Origin of the sequence: Aeromonas sp. Lyrl_2 (genome assembly GCF_051948815.1) — a bacterium.
GTDB classification, from domain to species: domain Bacteria; phylum Pseudomonadota; class Gammaproteobacteria; order Enterobacterales; family Aeromonadaceae; genus Aeromonas; species Aeromonas veronii.
Map to the genome: position 1 here is coordinate 322487 of NZ_JAYJLJ010000001.1, position 18720 is coordinate 341206.

Sequence of the window (18720 nt, forward strand, 5' to 3'; positions counted from 1 at the left end):
GAAACGGGTTATTCGTAGAGAAAGGATTTATCGAGCTGCTGGAAGGCGGCCTTGAGGGTATCGGCCAGCTCTTCATAGCGCGGCTGAGACACCAGCTGACGACGGCCACCCTGCTCGTTCATCTTGCAGTTGATCTCCCGATACCAGCTCGCCAGCGAAGGGGGCAAGCGGGTGTCGGCACGCTGGCCGAGCCAGTAGTAACCTTGCAGCGGCAAACTGAGCAGAAACAGCACGGAAGTGATGACGGAGGGCCAGTAGTGCAGCTCGCCAAACTGGAACTGCAGCATCACGCTCAGCACCGCCAGCGCGGGGATCACCTTGAGGGCGAACTCGGTTGCCTTGATCACCCGATTTTCAGGAAACATCGAATTGAGCTCGGGACGGCGCGGCCAAAGCGTCATATAATGGCGGCCTTGCTGTAACTTAGTTCCAAAAATGTTCATGCTCATACTACCTCCGAGCGCTTTTTGAACGTACTAACGGCAAAACCTCGACAAAATTTGATGCAAAGTAACAAAGGTTGAGGATGACTTTGTTATTTTTCAACAATCGGGTTATCCTTTGTACGCCCATTTTTGCGTCAAAAGCTTCTTGCTATTGACCTGTCAGGGACGTCTGGATTTCGGGTCTTGTATCACTATACAAGGGGCAAGCAACAGATTGCCAACCCTCATAAGGATAAGTTGAAAGTTTTTGGCCGCACCGCGTCCAACGCATCCGCCTACACAACCCAATCTGCGATAGGATTTATTCATGAGTAAGCTGGTTCTTGTTCTTAACTGTGGCAGCTCTTCCCTGAAGTTTGCCGTCATTGACGCAACCACCGGTGATGACCTGCTGTCCGGCCTGGCCGAGTGCTTCAACCTCGACGATGCCCGCATCAAGTGGAAACTGAATGGCGAGAAAGGCAGTGCCGATCTGGGCGCGGGTGCCGCTCACCAGGAAGCTCTGGACTTCATCGTCAACAAGATCCTGCCGCTCAATCCGGAACTGTCCAAGAACCTGATCGCCATCGGTCACCGTGTTGTTCACGGTGGCGAGCGCTTCACCTCTTCCGTCGTTATCTGCGAAGACGTGATTGCCGGCATCGAAGCCGCCGTTCCGTACGCACCGCTGCACAACCCGGCTCACCTGATCGGTATCCGTGAAGCTCGCCGCGTATTCCCGGCGCTGGCTGACAAGAACGTGGCCGTATTCGATACCGCGTTCCACCAGACCATGCCGGAAGAAGCCTTCCTGTACGCCCTGCCGTACAAGCTCTACAAAGAGAACGGCATCCGTCGCTACGGCGCTCACGGCACCAGCCACTACTACATCAGCCTGGAAGCAGCCAAGCAGCTGAACAAGCCGGTTGAAGAGCTGAACATCATCAACTGCCACCTGGGCAACGGCGGTTCCGTCTGCGCCATCAAGAACGGCAAATCTGTTGATACCTCCATGGGTCTGACTCCGCTGGAAGGCCTGGTGATGGGTACCCGCTCCGGCGATCTGGACCCGGCCATCATCTTCTTCCTGCACGACAAGCTGGGCATGAGCGTGGCCGATATCAACACCATGCTGACCAAAGAGTCCGGCCTGCAGGGGCTGACCGAAGTGACCTCCGACTGCCGTTTTGTTGAAGACAACTACGACAGCAAAGAAGAAGCCAAGCGTGCTATGGACGTTTACTGCTATCGCCTGGCCAAGTACATCGGCGCCTACGCTGCCGCCATGGACGGTCGTCTGGACGCCGTTGTTTTCACCGGTGGTATCGGTGAAAACTCCGCCCCGATCCGTGAAATCACCCTGAACAAGCTGGGTCTGCTGGGCTTTGACGTCGATCACGACGCCAACCTGAAGGCTCGTTTCGGCAAGGGTGGCGAGATCACCAAGGCTGGTTCTACCAAGGCCCTGGTTATCCCGACCAACGAAGAGTGGGTTATCGCCCACGACGCGCTGGAACTGGTCGGCGCTTAATTGACGCAGTAACTCGAGGCCGCCCACAGGGCGGCCTTTTCCTGATCCCAAAAAATGAACAAGGGGTATAAAGTGGCACGCACTATTATGCTTATCCCGGTCGGCACTGGTGTCGGCGTAACTTCCGTGAGTCTGGGCGTTGTTCGCGCCATGGAGCGTCACGGTGTCAATGTCAGCTTCTTCAAACCGGTTGCCCAGCCGCGTCCGGGTGAAACCGGCGCAGAGCGCTCAACCGCCGTTATCCGCGCAGCTGCCAACATCAATCCGCCCGAGCCCTTCACCCTCTCCTACGCCGAGAACATGATCAGCTCCAGCAACACCGATATCCTGCTGGAAGAGATCGTTGCCCGCTTCGAAGAGCACGTGAAATCCAGCGGTGCCGAAGTGCTGGTTGTCGAAGGTATGGTGCCGACCGACAAGCAGCCCTTTGCCAACAAGCTGAACTACGACGTTGCCAAGGCGCTGGATGCCGACATGGTATTCGTGACCCACCCTGGCCATGACTCCAGCCAGAAGCTGAAAGAGCGCATCGAACTGGCCTGCTCCAACTTCGGTGGTGTCAACAACCCCCGCATCGTTGGTTGCGTGATCAACAAGGTTGGCGCGCCGGTTGACGAGCATGGCGTAACCCGCCCTGACCTGACCGAGATGTTCGAAGCCCATCACCACGCTTCCGACGCTGCCCACAACCTGGAAGTGCTGCAAGTGTTCGGCAAGAGCCCGCTGCGCATCCTGGGTTGCATCCCTTGGAACACCCAGCTGATCGCCCCGCGCGCCAAGGATCTCGCCAAGCATCTGGCCGCCAAGATCCTGCACAAGGGTGAGCTGGACAGCCGCCGTCTGCAGACCGTGACCTTCTGTGCTCGCTCCATTCACAACATGGTTGAGCACTTCCGTCCGGGCAGCCTGCTGGTCACCTCTGGCGACCGCTCTGACGTTATCGTCTCTGCCTGCCTCTCCGCCATGAACGGCGTCAAGCTGGGCGCCCTGCTGCTGACTGGTAACTATCATCCGGAGCCGCAGGTCATGGCGCTGTGCCAACAGGCCATGGCCACCGGCCTGCCGATCATGATGACCGGTACCAACACCTGGCAGACCGCCGTCAGCCTGCAGAACTTCAACGTCGATATTCCGGAAGATGACCGCGAGCGTATCGAGCTGGTACAGGACTACGTCGCTGGCCACATCGACAAGCACTGGATCGAGTCGCTGACCGTCAGCTCTACCCGTTCCCGTCGCCTGAGCCCGCCGGCGTTCCGTTATCAGCTGACCGAGCTGGCCCGTCAGGCCAACAAGCGTGTCGTGCTGCCGGAAGGCGACGAGCCGCGCACCATCAAGGCTGCCGCCATCTGTGCCGAGCGTGGCATTGCCCGTCCGGTACTGCTGGGTAACCCGGAAGAGATCCGTCGAGTTGCCGAACAGCAGGGTGTAGTTCTGACCGATCGCGTCGAGATCATCGATCCGGCCGTTGTACGCGAGCGCTATGTGCCGCGTCTGGTCGAGCTGCGCAAGAACAAGGGCATGACCGAAGTGGTTGCTCGCGAGCAGCTGGAAGACAACGTGGTACTGGGTACCATGATGCTGGAGCGCAATGAAGTTGACGGCCTGGTATCCGGCGCAGTGCACACCACTGCCAACACCATCCGTCCGCCGATGCAGATCATCAAGACCGCGCCGGGCTCTTCCCTGATCTCCTCCATCTTCTTCATGCTGCTGCCTGACCAGGTGCTGGTCTACGGTGACTGCGCGATCAACCCGGATCCGACTGCCGAGCAGCTGGCCGAGATCGCCATCCAGTCCGCCGACTCCGCTGCCGCTTTCGGCATCGAACCGCGCGTCGCCATGATCTCCTACTCTACCGGTACCTCTGGCGCTGGTGCCGATGTAGAGAAAGTGCGTGAAGCGACCGAGCTGGCCAAGGCCAAGCGCCCCGACCTCATCATCGACGGCCCACTGCAGTACGACGCGGCCATCATGGAGAACGTGGCCAAGTCCAAGGCACCGAACTCACCGGTTGCAGGTAAAGCCACCGTGTTCGTCTTCCCTGACCTGAACACAGGTAACACCACTTACAAAGCGGTGCAGCGTTCCGCTGACCTGGTCTCCATCGGCCCCATGCTGCAAGGCATGCGCAAGCCGGTCAACGACCTCTCCCGTGGCGCCCTGGTTGATGACATCGTCTACACCATCGCCCTGACCGGTATCCAGGCTGCCCAGGCTGACGAACAAGCCTAATCAGTGCCTGTCTGAAAAAACCGATCACAAAGGCTGCTCACCCCAGGTGAGCAGCCTTTTTTATTGGTTCTCTTTTGAAGACCAGTGAAACATACTACCAGCTCATTGTTGCGCAGAATAATGCCATGCAGTGCGCCTGCAACAGCTTTAGCGGAACCTCTCGGGAAAGCGTGATCGCCACCTTAAAGATGTATCTAAAATAGATTCAAGATCATACGGTTGGATATGTGAGGTCATTCATAGCGAAGCGCTTATAGCAAATATTTCGCCATCGGCATGAGGATTTGACCTGTTAGAAATAACAGTGAAAAAGACCCGTTCGATACGCTATTCATCAATGTGCCACTCGGCAATATCCACATCATGGAGGAATGGAAATGCTGATGAAGAAGCTCTCTGCAGTCATGCTGCTGGCCTGCTTGCCCCTGTTCAGCCAACCTGTGCTGGCCGCAGATAAGGCAGCGCCCAAGCAAACAACCACGACTGCGGTCGCCAAGGAGACCGGCAAGCTGAATATCAATACGGCCACCCTTGCCGAACTCACCAGCCTTAAAGGGATTGGCGACAAGAAGGCACAAGCCATCGTCGACTATCGGGAAAAACAGGGAAAGTTCACCTCGGTCGATCAGCTGGCGGATGTCAATGGCATTGGTCCGGCCACGCTGGAAGCCAACCGTGACATGATCATCGTCAAATAACGTCCGAGCTCTGCATATACGAATGGGGTAGCCTGTGGCTGCCCCATTTTTCTTGGAGTATCATGGCCGCACTTTAATCCCGCTGGATAGTTTTCCATGAAAAAGACTCCTCTGACAGTTCGCAAGGCCGTGCTCCCGGTAGCCGGTCTGGGTACCCGTATGCTGCCAGCCACCAAGGCCATCCCGAAAGAGATGCTGCCGGTGGTCGACAAACCACTGATCCAGTACGTAGTGCGCGAAGCCATCGCCGCCGGTATCAAAGAGATCGTGCTGGTCACCCACTCGAGCAAGAACTCCATTGAAAACCACTTCGACAAGAGTTTCGAATTGGAAGCGACCCTCGAGAAGCGAGTCAAGCGTCAGCTGCTGGAAGAGGTGCAACAGATCTGCCCGAAAGACGTCACCATCATGCACGTCCGCCAGGGCGAGGCCAAAGGTCTGGGCCACGCTGTGTTGTGTGCCCGTCCGCTGATCGGTGACAACCCGTTTGCCGTGCTGCTGCCGGATGTACTGATTGATGAAGTGGCCAGCGACCCGAAAAAAGACAACCTGGCCGAGATGGTGCACATGTACGAAGAGAACCAGATCAGCCAGATCATGGTGGAAGCGGTTCCCGAGAGCGAAGTGGACAAGTACGGCATCGCCGACATCAAGGGCGAGGCCCTGAGCGAGGGGATGTCCCTGCCGATGCAGGCCATTGTCGAGAAGCCGCCCCGTGACGAAGCCCCCTCCAATCTGGCGGTGGTGGGTCGTTATGTCCTCTCCTCCAATATCTGGCCGCTGCTGGAGAAGACCCCGGCCGGTGCCGGTGACGAGATCCAGCTAACTGACGCCATCGCCATGCTGATGGAGCAGGAGCAGGTCAACGCCTACTTCATGAAGGGCAAGAGCCACGATTGCGGCAGCAAGCTGGGCTACATGAAAGCCAATGTGGAATATGGTGTGCGCCATCACGAGCTGAACGGCGAATTTATCGGTTGGCTGAAGCAGTTCGTCAAGCAGTTGTAATCGCTGATAAATCTGTTTTTTATAGACGTATTTAAGGGGCATCAAATGATGCTCCTTTTTCATTTTTGCAACAAAAAATCAATCAAGAGTAAATAAACTCTCAGCAAATCATAATGTTGTAATTTATTCACACATGCTCTATAAGGATTGAGGCGTGTTTCTCGCCCTTGCATAAAAAACTCAAAAAAATATAAGACACAGGTGGAAGTTCCAATGAATAACCCGTCAAAAGGGACCTTTTTAGGTCACCCTAAAGGGCTTTTTTTGCTCTTTAGTACCGAACTGTGGGAGAGATTCTCCTATTACGGCATGCGTGCCGTACTGGTGCTCTATCTGACCGACCTGACTGCCAACGGCGGTCTGGGCTGGAGTCAGGCAGATGCCCTCAAACTCTACGGTATCTATACCGGTCTGGTTTATATCACTCCGCTGATCGGCGGCTGGCTGGCTGACACCTTCCTGGGTCAACGTCGCGCCATCCTGATCGGTGCCGTGCTGATGGCAGCAGGTCAGTTCACTCTGGCACTGCCCCACGACATGTTCCCGGATATGGTCAACACCATGTTCTACGCGGGCCTCGCGCTGCTGATCGTGGGTAACGGCCTGTTCAAACCGAACATCTCTACCATGGTGGGTGACCTCTATGAAGAGGGCGATCACCGCCGTGATGGTGCTTTCACTATCTTCTACATGGGTATCAACCTGGGTTCCCTGCTGGCAGGCGTGATCTGTGGTGCTGCCGCTACGGCCTACGGCTGGCAAGCTGCCTTCGTCGGCGCCGGTATCGGTATGCTGCTCTCTCTGGTGATCCAGGCAACCATGGCCCAGCGTTTCCTGGGAGACATCGGTCGCGTCACTGCCGCCCAGCGCGCAGCCGCCCTGCGTACTACTGAGCAGAAAGCACCGCTAACCAAGCAGGAAGTGGATCGCATCAAGGTAATTCTGGTACTGGGTCTGTTCACCATCATCTTCTGGGCCGGTTTCGAGCAGGCCGGTGGTCTGATGAACCTCTACACCCAGGAGTATACCGACCGCATGATCGGCAGCTTCGAAGTGCCGACCGCCTGGTTCCAGTCCCTGAACCCCTTCTTCATCATCACTCTGGCACCGGTCGTTGCGGCCATCTGGATCAAGCTCGGCAAGAAAGAGCCGAACTCTCCGGTGAAATTCGCCATGGGTCTGCTGTTCCTGGCTATCGGCTTCCTGTTCATGGTCGGTGCCGTGCTCCAGCAGGGTGGTGACAACACCGTCAAGACCTCCATGTTCTGGCTGGTAGGTGCTTACCTGTTCCACACCCTGGGCGAGCTCTGCCTCTCCCCGATCGGCCTCTCCATGGTGACCAAGCTGGCTCCGCTGCGTCTGGCTTCCCTGATGATGGGTGCCTGGTTTGGCTTCGTTGCCCTGGCCAACTACGCTGCGGGCTTTATCGGCTCCTTCGTTGGTGAAGCCGGCCCGATCGCCATCTTCGGTGGCATCGCCCTGGCTGCGATACTGAGCGCCCTGATCCTGCTGACCATGGCCAACCGCCTGGTCTACTGGATGCACGGTGCCGAAGGCCCGGCCAAAGAGCCGCAAGCTCAAGAGAAGAAACTGCAATCTGCCACCGTCTAAACGGTCAGGATTGTAAACCACAAACAGGGCGCCGATGGGCGCCCTGTTTGTTTTGGCCTGTTTATCAGGCGGCATCAGTGATGACGAACCTGCACATCCAGCGAGCCACCGCTGTCGCTGCGAAACTGCAGGGCGAACGGTTCATGCCAGCTACGTTTGTGCAGGGCGTAGTGGCTGCTGCGCATCAGACCAAGGGGTAGGCCGCCTGAGCGCATCAGCCAGTGGGGAGAGGTGAGCCCTGCATTGGCAAACACCAGCCCATCATGCTGATCAAACAGCAGCGCCGCCATGGCAAAGGAGTGGCGAAGCCCGGATGCCATCAACTGATGGTTGAGGTAGTCGAGCAACCGGTGCGGCTGGCTCAGCAACCGGCTCTCGTTCTGCTGAAACTGGCGGTAGGGGACATTCATCAAGGATCGCACCAGTGCCCCACAAAATGCCGCATCCGTACCCATGATGGGCAGCTCCATCACCAGCACCAGCAGCTTGTCTTCCACCTTGAAGGTATCTGGAATAAACAACTGCCCCAGCCCCTTGAACGTGACCTGCCAGGGGCCCCACTCCTGCAAGCCCGGCGGCTTGAGCCCCGCCAGCAGGCGGCTGGCCGCCTTGTCGTGGGCACTGAAATAGTCGATGTGATCCATCAGCTCCAGCTGCTGCGCCCGGTTGGCGCTGCCGTTGAGACACTGTTCGATACTGCGCTCTACCAGCGCGTAATCCTCGAGGGGCTTGAGCAGATAGTCCCGCGCACCGGCACGCAAGGCGCTGGCGACTGCCTCCATGGTGCTCTGGGCCGAAATAACGATAACCGGAATATGGGGATAGCGCGCAGAGAGGCAGGCGATCACCTCGTGGCCATCCATATTGGGCATATTGAGATCGCAGAGCACCACATCGGGATGGTAGAGGGCCGCCGCCGATAGCCCCTCAATACCATCTTCGGCCTGAAATACCGTTGCCCCGTCCCGTGCGAGGTAACTCACTAACGAGTGGCGAAAAACAGCTTCGTCCTCCACCATCAGGATCCGTAGCCCGGCTCTTAACATCTTGATAAAGCTCTTATTAGTCAATTGGTTATTTAGGTATTAAGACTAGTTCAAAAGTGAGGTATCCGCGGAAACGATGTGTCAAAAATAGACCTTGGTCAGGTTCTGAACGACAGATTGCTCTATTAACAACCACATAGCAGCACAACCTCTCCCCACAATGTCGCTACCTCCATCCGAATTGTGCAAGTGGGCGCCATAAGGGATAATGCCCCCCACTCCAGCTCGTGAAGAAGACCATGACCCCAGCCGAATACAGCGCCCTTGCCCACCCCAGATTGTCCCATCCGGCTCGTAGTCTCTATACCCTGCAGCTGCGCCGACTGGTGCTGGAAAATCAGGCGGCAAGGCTCAACTATCCCGAGCTGGGTCGGGCGCTGGCAGTGGTCGATCCGGGTGATCCCTGCGGCTTCTCGTTTCAGGTCAATGCCCGCCAGCTCACCGAACTGTTCGATGAACTGATGGAGGCGGGCCTGCTGCAGGTCGAGGCTCAGCCCGAGAGTGAGCACTACCATCAGTGCCCTTTTCAGTTGCCGCTGCTGACCCAGAAATTGCGCAGCCCGCTGCCGGAACGCCCCTTCCAGATGCATCTGCAATGGCGCCCGGACGAAGAGCTGCCCGCCCTCGCCCGTCTGTGCGGGGTGATCGATGCCAGCTATAGCGAAGAGGATCTGGGAGAATTTATCGCCTACTGGCTGGGGCGCCCCGAGGTATTCGACTCCCAGCATCAATGGATGCTCAAGTTTATTCGCGCCCTCAAGACCCGCCGCTATACCCGTCGCAAACCGATGGAGGTGCAGGGCTACCAGCAGGTGACGCAGGCCCCGGCAGAGTCGGGCCCCAGCAAACGGGCCCAACAGATGATTGAAGAGGCCAAGCGACTGGCCCAACAGCAGACGCAAGAACCCGCAGCGCAGCAGGAGCCGGATAATGATTGATAGCGGCCCCCGCCTGCAGGCAGAATCAACCCCTTGTCTACCCATCCCTGATCGAGCAGAAGGAGCATTCCATGACTGACCCGCAAGATCCCCTGCGCCAGGAGCTGGAAGAGATCGAAGCCAAGCGCCAGAAGATCGCCAAGGCCAAGCAGGATCACCGCATTCACGACCCGGAATTGAGCCGCCATGTGGGTGGCCTGCTGGAGCGCATTCGTCGCCTGCAACAAGAGACCGGTGGCGGCCAGTATGACTACGAGACCCTGCGCAAGGAGTACGACGCCAAGGCCAACGCCGAGGTGCGCGAGCTGCAGAAGGCGGCCCGTCAGGAGCGGATCCAGAAGCTGATCGCCCAGGCCGACCTCAACCCCGACTGGGTATTTGACAAGATGGATGCCGGTGACCCGGCGCTGCAATATCCCATCGAGACCGCCCGTTACTTTATCAGCGGCTTCGAGCACTGGGAGAAGAGCGGTGGCGGCTGCATGCTGATCTACGGCGACTACGGCACCGGCAAGTCGACCCTCGCGGGGGCGGTAGCGCATGAGCTGATCGCCCGTCACCAGAAATCGGTGATCTTCCAGCAGTGGGCCTCCATCGTCGATCGGCTGTTCTTCAACGTGATCCCCGATCAGGACGAGCGCAACCAGTACCGCCGCGCGCTGGAAGAGGTGGATCTGCTGATCATCGATGAGGTATCGGCCAACCGCGCCAAGATGGCGGAGAGTCAGTCCAGCTTCCTCGGCCACCTGCTGCGCCGCCGTCGCAACCTGTCAAAGAGCGTCATCATCATCACCAACCACTCGCCCCAGAGCCTGCATCAGGCGATCGGTGATTTCAGCTATGAGGCGATCAAGGCGTTCAATCCGGTGGATATCCACCTGAGCGGCCCCAGCCGTCGCCCCAGCATCGGCAACTACAGCGGCTGATGCCTCTCAAAGAGTGCGAGTCGCTGGCGGCTCGCACTCTCTCCTCCCTGCCAGCTCACAAATAGAAACAACTCTCATTTACAGCAAGCGAACAAGCCACTAGGCTAGCCCCTTTTGCCAAGGGAGCTCATCTATGCCAACCACACTGATTTTCGGAGCCAGCCGCGGGCTGGGCCGCGCCTTTACTCATCACGCCCTGAGCCAGGGTCACCGGGTCGTTGCGCTGGTACGCAGCCCCGAGATGGCTACGGAACTGGAGACGCTGGGAGCTGAGGTGGTCGAGGGGGATGCGCTGGATCCGGCTGCGGTGCAGCAGGCATGTGCCCGTGCGGGACAAGATGCTCAGGTCGTCTCTACCCTCGGCAGCTTTCGCCAAACAGTGCCAGTGGACTATCAGGGCAACCGTCATGTAATCGATGCCATGGAGCAGGCAGGCCTGAAACGGCTGCTGCTGGTCACCTCCCTCGGCTGTGGCGACAGCTGGCAGTATCTGCCGGAGCGGGCCCGCGCCGCCTTCGGTCACGAGGTGCGTCTCAAGAGTCTAGCGGAGAGCTGGCTGCAGACCAGCTCCCTCGCATGGACCATTCTGCGCCCGGCGGGCCTTCAGGATGGCGACGCCACCGGCCGTGCCGAGCTGAGTCAGGGCAAGGAGGTACACGGACTGGTGCGCCGCGCCGATGTGACCGCCCAAGGGCTGCGTCTGCTGGCGGATGAGACGGCGGTGGAGCAGATCTACGCCATCGGGGATCCCACGCTCCAGCGCGGCTAAAGCAGCAGTAAAACCGCTTAACCCCACCACATAACAAAACGGTCAGCCCAAGGGCTGACCGTTTTCACTTTACCGCACACGCCATCTCACGGGCGCTTGCACCATCCCGCTTAACCGGCGGTCGTTTCACTCTGCACGACTGACGGGCGAGCAACCGGCAACGACTGCTGCCGCCAGCGCAGCAACAGGCAAGCCAGCGCGCCGTAGAGCAGCGCCAGACCCCATAGTTGCCACCAGTAACGGGAAACCTGCGCAAAGTCGGCCCCCATCTGGTTAAGGCGCAGAAAACCCTCGACGGCGGGGATAGTGGGCACCCACTGAGCCAGCCAGTTGAGAGGCGCCGGGATCAGCTCCAGCGGCCAGATAAAGCCCGCCAGAAAGACCAGCGGTAGGGAGGAGACCAACACAACCTGAGTGGGCAGATCGCGCCGGGTAAAGATGGCGCCCAACACAATACCGAACCAGCAGGTCGCCAGCAGGAACGGCAGGGCGAACAACCACAACTCCAGCGAGTCAGCATGGCGAGCGATGTTGTAGTGATCGAAGCAGAAGCCGAGGAAGTAGCTCACCGGCAGCAGGAACAACCCCGCCAGCACCAGAGTTCTGGCCAGCAGCAGCGGCAACACCAGCGCACTCTGCCAGTAACCATGCTCGCCGCGACAGCTACGCTGGTTCTGGGTCGCCCCCAGGATCCCCGCCCCCATCAGCAACACCTGATGAAGGATCAGCACAAACACCGCTGGCACCACATAGTTCACATAACCCATGGTCGGGTTGAACACCGGCACCACGTTGAGGGCCACCGCATTCCAGCCCATGGCCGCTTGTGGCAGTGCCTCGCCGTGGCTCAACAGCCGCGCCACCTTCACCTGCGCGGCGAGAGTGCCGCCGGCCTGCGCCAGCCCCTCGGCAATGGTACCGTAGACCAGAAAGTAGGAGGCATCACCGGCATAGCTCAGGGTGACGCTCTTGCCCAACATCAGGTCCCGATAGAAGTGGTTGGGGATGTGCAGGATCCCGCTCGCCTCCCCGGCCATCATCAGCTGGCGCGCCTCGGCCAGCGAATTGGCTCGCACCACCAGCTTCACCTGCGGCGTGGCATCGGCCATAAACTCCAGCTGACGGGACAACTGACTGCCATCCTCGTTGACCACCACCACCGCCTCTTCCCGCGGCAGCTGATGCAGATAGGGCTGGGGATAGAGAAACGAGTAGAAGACCACCCCGCCAAACAGGGTGAGCATGATGGCGCGATCCGCCAGCAGGGTGCGCAGCTCTAGGCGCAACAGATCGACAAATCCCAGCATCACTCAGGCTCCTTTTCGGCGCTCGCCACTGCGGCTGATTGACGGGCCAGCTCGGCCTGCTGCTTGTAACGACGAACCACCAGCAGCAGGGGGAGCAGAAACAGCAGCAGCGCCCCCAGTTGCGGCAACGCCGATGCGAGAGGCAGACCGTAGTTGCTCTGACCAATCTGCAGCTCCACATAGTGAGAGACCGGCAACAGGCTGCGCCAGAAGCGGGCGAAATCTCCCATGGCACTCACCGGAAAGGTGACCCCCATAAAGGCGAAACCGGGCGCAGTGTAAGCCCCCGCTAACGACAGGGCGCGGGCCGGATCCCGAATGATGCCGTAAAAGAAGGCCCCCATGGTGACGCAGGCGGCCGAGGCTAGCCCCAGACCCACCACCAGCACCAGCCAGCTGCCGTGCATGGGGTAGGAGAAGCCCTTGAACAGCAGCAGCGTCCAGACTATCCCCCACCCCCAGCTAATCAGCACGTGGGGCAACAGGGTGCGCCAGAGACCAAACCAGACACCGCGAGTAGTCCAGTCCAGCCCCAGCCGATCGGTACGGGCCAGCGCATTGAGGCCGAACAGCACCACCAGGATCTGCCATACGGCTGGCAGAATGGCACTCAACAGAAATTGGGCGTAGCTGGAGTTGAGGTTATAGAGCGCCGTCACCTGACTGCTGATGGGCACCGACTGCCCGAGTGCGCCGGGCAGCGACTTGCCATCGGCCATCGCCTCCAGCACACCGACCTGACCGTTGAGAGTGCCTACCACCTGCGCCAGCGCCGAGTTGACCAGCTTGGCGATCAGGATGAACTGGCCGTTGTTGAACACCGTTACCTGCGGCTGGGTGCCCTGACGGGCATCCCGCTCCAGATGATTGGGGATCACCACCAGCGCATAGATGTCGCCACCGCGCAAGGCGCGCGCCCCGGCCTCGATGGAGTCAAACTGTTGCGCCACCTTGAGCCCGGCCGAGCCATCCAGCGAGAAAGCGAGCTGGCGCGAGAGCACGCTGTGGTCGAGATCCACCAGCCCTACCTTGAGGTCACGGGCCAACCCTGCCGAGAAGATCCAGCAGAGGATCCCCATCAGCAGCAGCGGCACCCAGCTCATCAGGGCACGACTGAAGGGATCCTGCCACAGCAGCCGAAATTCACGTCCCATCAGAGTTCAACCAGCACACTCATGCCAACCCGCAGCCCCTCAACCGGTTGCAGCGGGCGAGCCTCCACCTGGAAGCTCTTCATATCGAAACCCTGACGGGTATCGGTGGCGCGCCAGGTGGCAAAATCCCCCATCACGGCCACATGGGTCACCTTGAAGCGTACCATCTGATCGCCCAGGCCCGGGATGCGGGCATCAAACTCGGTACCGACCGGGAAGCGGGGCAGCAGATCCTCGCGAACGTGGAACTGGGCCCAGGCATCGTTCATGTCGAGCAGAGTCACCACGGGGAAACCTTGGGGCGCCAGCTCGCCGCTGCGCAGCAGTACCTGACTCACTTCACCATTGTGGGGGCTGGTGATGCGGGTATCGGCCAGATAGGCTTCAACCTCGGCAACAGAACCCGCCGCCATCTTGGCCTTCTCGCGAGCGGCGATCTTGGTCTCTTCCCGCGCCCCTTCCAACGCCATCTGGTACTGCTGCCACGCCATCCCTTCGCTGTAGCGGGCGGCTTGCCAGGCAGTCCAGGCCTCGTCGCGTTTTTGCAGCGGCATTACACCGTCGCGGTGCAGGCTGGCGACCCGCTCATAGGTCTTGCCACGCAGTTGGGCTGCAGCCTTGGCTTTTTGCCACTGATCCTTGGCGGCAGCGATCTGTTGAGCACGGGCCCCTTTCTCGGCCTCTTGCGCCAGCGCACCCGCAGCGGCCTCACCGGCCTTAGCCTGGCTCAGCTTGGCTTCGATCTCGGGGCTCGCCAGGGTAAAGACCAGTTGATCCTTGGTCAGCTGATCGCCCTTTTTCACCAACACTTCGTCGATGCGCCCCGGCACCTTGGAGGAGACCGAATATTGCTGCGCTTCAATCTGCCCTTGCAGATGCACCGGCTCCGGCTGATAGGCGAGCCAGAAGCGCCAGCCGAGCCAGACCACCAAGATCACCAGCACCAGCGGCAACAACAGCGGTTTACCCTGGCTCATCTTCTTTTTGATGGGGGGATGGCTCATCACTTCACCTCGACAAACGGGCGACCCTTGGCGGTCGAAACAGAGATAGAAAAAGGAACGGACTGGAGTGCGATCATGAGTTCACCTCGATCACCTGACCGTGCTGATATTGATTGAAACTGTTCATCTGGCCGGAGAGCGCCAGCAGGCGAGCCAGCGACACCACATATTGATAGGCCGCCGCCGCGCGCTGAGTCTTCACCCCCGCCAGCTGGTTTTGGGCATCCACCACATCAAGGGAGGTAGAGAGTCCCTGACCAAAGGCTTTGTCCCGCAGTAGTACGTTCTCCTCGGCCAGCGCCTGGGTGGAAGAGAGGGATTGATACTCCTCCAGCCCCTGCGCCGCTTCGCGCCAGGTCTTCTCTACCAGCAACTCCAGATCCTGGCGGGTCTTGGCTTGCAGTAGATTGACCTGCAGCTCGGCGCTCTTGGCGGCCTGCACCGTCTCGGAGCGGCCATCTCGGCTCACCAGCGGCATGCTGACACCCACCCCCACCAGCCAGTCCGGCGCAGTCTTGGAGGCGAGCGAATCATCTTCATAGAGGTTGTAGTTGCCGAACAGGAACACCTCGGGGGCATATTTGCCCTGCTCGACCCGGATCAGCCCCTTGGCCTGCTCCTTCTTGGCGCTGAGCAGCTTGAGACCGGGGTGCACCTCCAGGGTCTGGCTCACCAACCCCTCAAGGCGCGGCAGATCCTTGTTGACGAACAGGCCGCTGCCCGGCTGGGCATTTGGCAACTTCAGCATGCGGCCGAGGGCCAGCTCGGCGATCTCGAGGCTGCGGCGCGCCTTCTGGGTATCGATGCGGGCCCGATCATAGGCCGACTGGGCGGAGAGGCGCTCCACCCTGGCTATCTGGCCCTGTGCTTCGAGCTTCTTTGCGTGATCCAGATGGTGGGCGAGCCCCTCTTCGATCTCCTGCTTGGTCTGCACCACCTGAGCAGCCAGCACCACGCCGAAATAGGTCTGGGAGAGGCTCTCGAAGGTGGATTGCTGCTTGAGCACCAGCAGCTGCTGCGCCTCGCTCACCTGCGCCTGGCGGATATCCTGCGCCGCATCGATGCGACCACCGGCAAAGAGCGGCCAGAGCATCTTGACCGAGCTGGTCACCACATTCTGTTTGGTCAGGGGGGTGACAAATGCGTTGGCCCCGACCCCAAACAGGCTGCCGAGCGCCAGGATCAGATCTTTCTGCTTGGCCAGCGGATTGAGATCGAGGGCATCAAGTTCAATCGGCTGATTAAGATGGGTATAGCTGGCCCCCAGATCCACCTTGGGCAGATACATGTCCTTGGCCGCCTCGCGCAGCTGTTTGGCCCGATCGACCCCGGCCTGCTCGGCAGCCAACCCTTCATCCTGCTGGATGACCCGCGTCCAGGCTTCACCGAAGCTGATGGTTTGCGCCTGCGCCGACCCCAGCACGGCCCCCAGCAGACACGGCCAGAGTGATTTAATGAACCTTGACGTCATAGATCCCCAATCCGCTTTTGTTGCATAAATGTTTGGAGCATTTGCTCGATTTAAGCCCGCTATCATAACGCAAAGCGGGCCTGCAAGTGGACTGACAATTATGCAGGTGTCCGACCCGAATGGTACAGCGCTCACTCTCCGTCAATCTGGCCGTTTTTCAATAACTCCAGAATTTGCAAGCCTTGGCGCGACGTTTTTTTCAGAAAAAAATGGCTGACGCTCAAATACTAACCTTTTCTCCTGCCTAAAAAATGCGTAATATACGCCGCCCTAAGCCGATGGTAACCGTGGAATGCAGATAGGTCCCCACACGCTTGAAACTCCCTTGATTGTGGCTCCCATGGCCGGTGTAACTGACCGACCATTCCGTGAACTTTGTTTGCGATTGGGGGCCGGCATGGCCGTTTCCGAGATGCTGCTGGCCAACCCGGATGTCTGGGATACCCAGAAAACCCGGATGAGGATGGATCACTCTGCAGAAGGCGGTTTGCGATCGGTCCAGATTGCCGGAGCCGACCCCGAGATGATGGCGTTTGCTGCCCGCTACAACGTGGAGCAGGGCGCACAGATCGTCGACATCAACATGGGGTGTCCGGCAAAAAAAGTGAATAAGAAGCTGGCAGGTTCAGCCCTGCTGCGATACCCCGATCAGGTCAAAGCAATTTGCCGGGCCGTGGTGGATGCAGTGGAGGTGCCTGTCACCTTGAAGATCCGCACAGGATGGGATCCGGATAACCGCAATGGCGTGGAGATCGCCCGAATCGCCGAAGATTGCGGTATCGCGGCCCTTGCCGTGCATGGTCGTACCCGTGCCTGCCTCTACAAGGGCGAAGCGGAGTACGACACGATCAGGGCGATTAAGCAGGCCGTATCGATTCCTGTTGTCGCCAATGGTGACATCAACAGCCCGGAAAAAGCCCGGTATGTCCTCGACTATACCGGCGTTGACGCCGTGATGATCGGCCGAGCTGCGCAAGGACGACCCTGGATTTTCCGGGAAATCCGTCATTTTCTTGAGACGGGCACCAAGCTGCCGCCTCCCGAGAGGGAAGAGGTTCGCACCCTGATGAACGAGCATGTAACCAACCTGCACCGGTTTTATGGTGCATATCTGGGAGCGCGCATAGCCCGTAAACACGTGGGCTGGTATCTGGATGAAGAAGAGACGGGCCGAGAATTCCGTAAGCACTTCAATGCCCTGGATTGCGCAGACGCGCAACTTGAGGCACTCGAAGCGTATTTCGATGGATTAGGTTAACAAGATAACTAAAGAGCCGACCGAATATGTTCGAACAAACCCTGACTTCTGATGCATTGGTAACAACTACTCACAATCACGCTGCCGAGCCGACCCAGCGCCCCCTGCGTGACTCTGTGCAACAGGCCCTGCGTAACTACCTGGCCCAGTTGAACGGTCAGGAAGTGATTGATCTGTACGATATGGTTCTCTCCGAAGTCGAAGCGCCGATGCTGGACGTGATCATGCAGTACACCCGTGGTAACCAGACTCGCGCTGCCGTGATGATGGGTATCAACCGTGGCACCCTGCGCAAGAAGCTCAAGCGTTACGGCATGAACTGATTGCTGGCCGCGAGCCGCGACGGCGGTTCAAGGCAGATGCGAAAGGCGCCAGGTAGCAATACCTGGCGCCTTTCCTTTATGCTCTCCCCTCCATTTCACCAGACGACCCCGATGAACCGCACTCCTCTGCTGCTGATGGTACTGGTCACCCTGCTGGCCGCCGCTGGCTGGCTCTTCTCGAAAGAGGCGATCCGCGAACTGCCCCCCGCCGCCTTTATCGGCAGCCGCTTTCTACTGGCCGCCCTGCTGTTGCTGCCCCTCGCCTGGCTGCGTGAACCGCCGCCGACCCGCGCCCAACTGGTGCGCGCCGCCGGCTGCGGCACATTGCTCGGCGCCAGCCTGCTGCTGTGGGTCACCGCCATCAGCCAGAGCGATGCGCTGGGCAGCGGCGCCTTTATCATGAGCGTCGCGACCCTGATGGCCCCACTGGCCGCCTGGGGAGCCTTTCGGGCCAAGCCTGGCCGCCACTACTGGCTCACCCTGCCCATCGCCATCGCCGGTTTGCTGCTGCTCTCCAGCAGTACCCACTGGGGCGTGTCGCTCTCGCTGTTCTGGTTTCTGGCGGCGGCCACCACCCTCGGCATCCAGCTTGCCGTCCATCGCCACTTCGCCCAATCCATTGCCCCGGCCTGGCTCACCTGCATCCAGCTGGCGATGACCGGCCTGCTCGGCACCCTGCTCTCCCTGCTGAACGAGCAGTGGCCCGAGGCTGGAGTCAGCCACGGCATCTGGGGCTGGTTTGTGGCGAGCGTGTTGATCGCCACCACATTGCGCTACTGGCTGCTCACCCATGCGTTGAGCAAGATGACCACCGCCCACGCCGCCCTGATGATGCTGCTGGAACCGGTCTGGACTCTGCTGCTGAGCACCCTCTTCTACAACGAACCCCTCGGCGGCGCCAAACTGGCCGGTGCCGGATTGGTGCTCGGTGCCCTGGTGCTCTACCAGCTTCCCCTGCTGCTGCGTAGTCGCACGCTGAAACCGTGCGGATGAAACAACCAACGAAAAGGGGCCTG

Annotated in this window: 17 protein-coding genes; 11 read left to right on the forward strand and 6 right to left on the reverse strand. The window is 59.4% G+C overall.

Translation table 11 applies throughout. From position 1 onward, the window contains the following. Window positions 1-8: 8 nt before the first annotated feature. The gene (gene yfbV / locus VF684_RS01570; RefSeq protein WP_201911617.1) at window positions 9-449 is read right to left on the reverse strand and encodes a terminus macrodomain insulation protein YfbV; all 441 of its coding nucleotides are present in this window, start codon (window positions 447-449) and stop codon (window positions 9-11) included. A 304-nt stretch (window positions 450-753) separates the two neighbouring features. Between yfbV and VF684_RS01575 the strand changes: the two genes are divergently transcribed. The 5 genes from VF684_RS01575 to VF684_RS01595 all read left to right on the forward strand — a co-directional run bounded on the left by VF684_RS01575 (window position 754) and on the right by VF684_RS01595 (window position 7508). Further along, a complete protein-coding gene (locus VF684_RS01575) occupies window positions 754-1956 on the forward strand; it encodes an acetate kinase (protein ID WP_005349210.1) in 1203 nt (400 codons plus the stop codon). 54 nt (window positions 1957-2010) lie between these two features. After that, window positions 2011-4191: a phosphate acetyltransferase gene (gene pta, locus VF684_RS01580; protein WP_005339119.1), complete on the forward strand. Its 2181-nt coding sequence runs from the start codon at window positions 2011-2013 to the stop codon at window positions 4189-4191. 377 nt (window positions 4192-4568) lie between these two features. Next, window positions 4569-4889 carry a ComEA family DNA-binding protein gene (locus VF684_RS01585; RefSeq protein ID WP_201911619.1) on the forward strand — a complete coding sequence of 107 codons (321 nt, stop codon included), beginning with the start codon at window positions 4569-4571 and terminating at the stop codon, window positions 4887-4889. 96 nt (window positions 4890-4985) lie between these two features. Beyond that, on the forward strand, window positions 4986-5897 hold the full coding sequence (galU, locus tag VF684_RS01590) for a UTP--glucose-1-phosphate uridylyltransferase GalU (RefSeq protein ID WP_047436208.1): 912 nt from the start codon (window positions 4986-4988) through the stop codon (window positions 5895-5897). A 213-nt stretch (window positions 5898-6110) separates the two neighbouring features. Beyond that, window positions 6111-7508: a peptide MFS transporter gene (locus tag VF684_RS01595; RefSeq protein ID WP_201911621.1), complete on the forward strand. Its 1398-nt coding sequence runs from the start codon at window positions 6111-6113 to the stop codon at window positions 7506-7508. 74 nt (window positions 7509-7582) lie between these two features. Here VF684_RS01595 and VF684_RS01600 read toward each other — a convergent pair whose 3' ends face one another. Next, on the reverse strand, window positions 7583-8554 hold the full coding sequence (locus VF684_RS01600) for a response regulator (RefSeq protein WP_005339125.1): 972 nt from the start codon (window positions 8552-8554) through the stop codon (window positions 7583-7585). A gap of 239 nt (window positions 8555-8793) precedes the next feature. On the opposite strand from VF684_RS01600, the gene VF684_RS01605 reads away from it, so the two are divergent. From VF684_RS01605 to VF684_RS01615, 3 genes are all read left to right on the forward strand, one after another. Next, window positions 8794-9492, forward strand: coding sequence for a DnaT-like ssDNA-binding domain-containing protein (locus tag VF684_RS01605; RefSeq protein ID WP_139440511.1), 699 nt, complete (start codon window positions 8794-8796; stop codon window positions 9490-9492). 71 nt (window positions 9493-9563) lie between these two features. Beyond that, window positions 9564-10418 (forward strand): DnaA ATPase domain-containing protein, encoded by an 855-nt coding sequence (locus VF684_RS01610; RefSeq protein ID WP_139440510.1) that lies wholly within the window; start codon window positions 9564-9566, stop codon window positions 10416-10418. A 133-nt stretch (window positions 10419-10551) separates the two neighbouring features. Next, window positions 10552-11187: an SDR family oxidoreductase gene (locus tag VF684_RS01615; protein ID WP_139440509.1), complete on the forward strand. Its 636-nt coding sequence runs from the start codon at window positions 10552-10554 to the stop codon at window positions 11185-11187. 110 nt (window positions 11188-11297) lie between these two features. On the opposite strand, the gene VF684_RS01620 is transcribed toward VF684_RS01615, so the two are convergent. The 4 genes from VF684_RS01620 to VF684_RS01635 all read right to left on the reverse strand — a co-directional run bounded on the left by VF684_RS01620 (window position 11298) and on the right by VF684_RS01635 (window position 16123). Continuing rightward, window positions 11298-12494, reverse strand: coding sequence for an ABC transporter permease (locus tag VF684_RS01620; protein WP_376899007.1), 1197 nt, complete (start codon window positions 12492-12494; stop codon window positions 11298-11300). Then, window positions 12494-13648 (reverse strand): ABC transporter permease, encoded by a 1155-nt coding sequence (locus tag VF684_RS01625; RefSeq protein ID WP_139440507.1) that lies wholly within the window; start codon window positions 13646-13648, stop codon window positions 12494-12496. The genes VF684_RS01620 and VF684_RS01625 overlap by 1 nt, the downstream gene beginning before the upstream one ends. Next, the gene (locus VF684_RS01630) at window positions 13648-14652 is read right to left on the reverse strand and encodes an HlyD family secretion protein (RefSeq protein ID WP_139440506.1); all 1005 of its coding nucleotides are present in this window, start codon (window positions 14650-14652) and stop codon (window positions 13648-13650) included. Before VF684_RS01630 ends, VF684_RS01625 begins: the two co-directional genes overlap by 1 nt. A gap of 73 nt (window positions 14653-14725) precedes the next feature. Beyond that, the gene (locus VF684_RS01635; protein WP_376899010.1) at window positions 14726-16123 is read right to left on the reverse strand and encodes a TolC family protein; all 1398 of its coding nucleotides are present in this window, start codon (window positions 16121-16123) and stop codon (window positions 14726-14728) included. Window positions 16124-16415: 292 nt separating this feature from the next. Here VF684_RS01635 and dusB point away from each other — a divergent pair, with 292 nt between their 5' ends. From dusB to VF684_RS01650, 3 genes are all read left to right on the forward strand, one after another. Further along, window positions 16416-17381, forward strand: coding sequence for a tRNA dihydrouridine synthase DusB (gene dusB / locus VF684_RS01640; protein ID WP_026458041.1), 966 nt, complete (start codon window positions 16416-16418; stop codon window positions 17379-17381). 26 nt (window positions 17382-17407) lie between these two features. Next, window positions 17408-17704, forward strand: coding sequence for a DNA-binding transcriptional regulator Fis (gene fis / locus VF684_RS01645; protein ID WP_005309538.1), 297 nt, complete (start codon window positions 17408-17410; stop codon window positions 17702-17704). 111 nt (window positions 17705-17815) lie between these two features. Continuing rightward, window positions 17816-18697, forward strand: a complete 882-nt coding sequence (locus VF684_RS01650; protein WP_376899012.1) for a DMT family transporter — start codon at window positions 17816-17818, stop codon at window positions 18695-18697. Window positions 18698-18720 lie beyond the last annotated feature (23 nt).

Coding starts and splice junctions, on each gene's coding strand:
- yfbV (WP_201911617.1), bottom strand. CDS start 449: ATGAGCATGAACATTTTTGGAACTAAGTTACAGCAAGGCCGCCATTAT.
- VF684_RS01575 (WP_005349210.1), top strand. CDS start 754: ATGAGTAAGCTGGTTCTTGTTCTTAACTGTGGCAGCTCTTCCCTGAAG.
- pta (WP_005339119.1), top strand. CDS start 2,011: ATGAACAAGGGGTATAAAGTGGCACGCACTATTATGCTTATCCCGGTC.
- VF684_RS01585 (WP_201911619.1), top strand. CDS start 4,569: ATGCTGATGAAGAAGCTCTCTGCAGTCATGCTGCTGGCCTGCTTGCCC.
- galU (WP_047436208.1), top strand. CDS start 4,986: ATGAAAAAGACTCCTCTGACAGTTCGCAAGGCCGTGCTCCCGGTAGCC.
- VF684_RS01595 (WP_201911621.1), top strand. CDS start 6,111: ATGAATAACCCGTCAAAAGGGACCTTTTTAGGTCACCCTAAAGGGCTT.
- VF684_RS01600 (WP_005339125.1), bottom strand. CDS start 8,554: ATGTTAAGAGCCGGGCTACGGATCCTGATGGTGGAGGACGAAGCTGTT.
- VF684_RS01605 (WP_139440511.1), top strand. CDS start 8,794: ATGACCCCAGCCGAATACAGCGCCCTTGCCCACCCCAGATTGTCCCAT.
- VF684_RS01610 (WP_139440510.1), top strand. CDS start 9,564: ATGACTGACCCGCAAGATCCCCTGCGCCAGGAGCTGGAAGAGATCGAA.
- VF684_RS01615 (WP_139440509.1), top strand. CDS start 10,552: ATGCCAACCACACTGATTTTCGGAGCCAGCCGCGGGCTGGGCCGCGCC.
- VF684_RS01620 (WP_376899007.1), bottom strand. CDS start 12,494: ATGCTGGGATTTGTCGATCTGTTGCGCCTAGAGCTGCGCACCCTGCTG.
- VF684_RS01625 (WP_139440507.1), bottom strand. CDS start 13,648: ATGGGACGTGAATTTCGGCTGCTGTGGCAGGATCCCTTCAGTCGTGCC.
- VF684_RS01630 (WP_139440506.1), bottom strand. CDS start 14,652: ATGAGCCATCCCCCCATCAAAAAGAAGATGAGCCAGGGTAAACCGCTG.
- VF684_RS01635 (WP_376899010.1), bottom strand. CDS start 16,123: ATGACGTCAAGGTTCATTAAATCACTCTGGCCGTGTCTGCTGGGGGCC.
- dusB (WP_026458041.1), top strand. CDS start 16,416: ATGCAGATAGGTCCCCACACGCTTGAAACTCCCTTGATTGTGGCTCCC.
- fis (WP_005309538.1), top strand. CDS start 17,408: ATGTTCGAACAAACCCTGACTTCTGATGCATTGGTAACAACTACTCAC.
- VF684_RS01650 (WP_376899012.1), top strand. CDS start 17,816: ATGAACCGCACTCCTCTGCTGCTGATGGTACTGGTCACCCTGCTGGCC.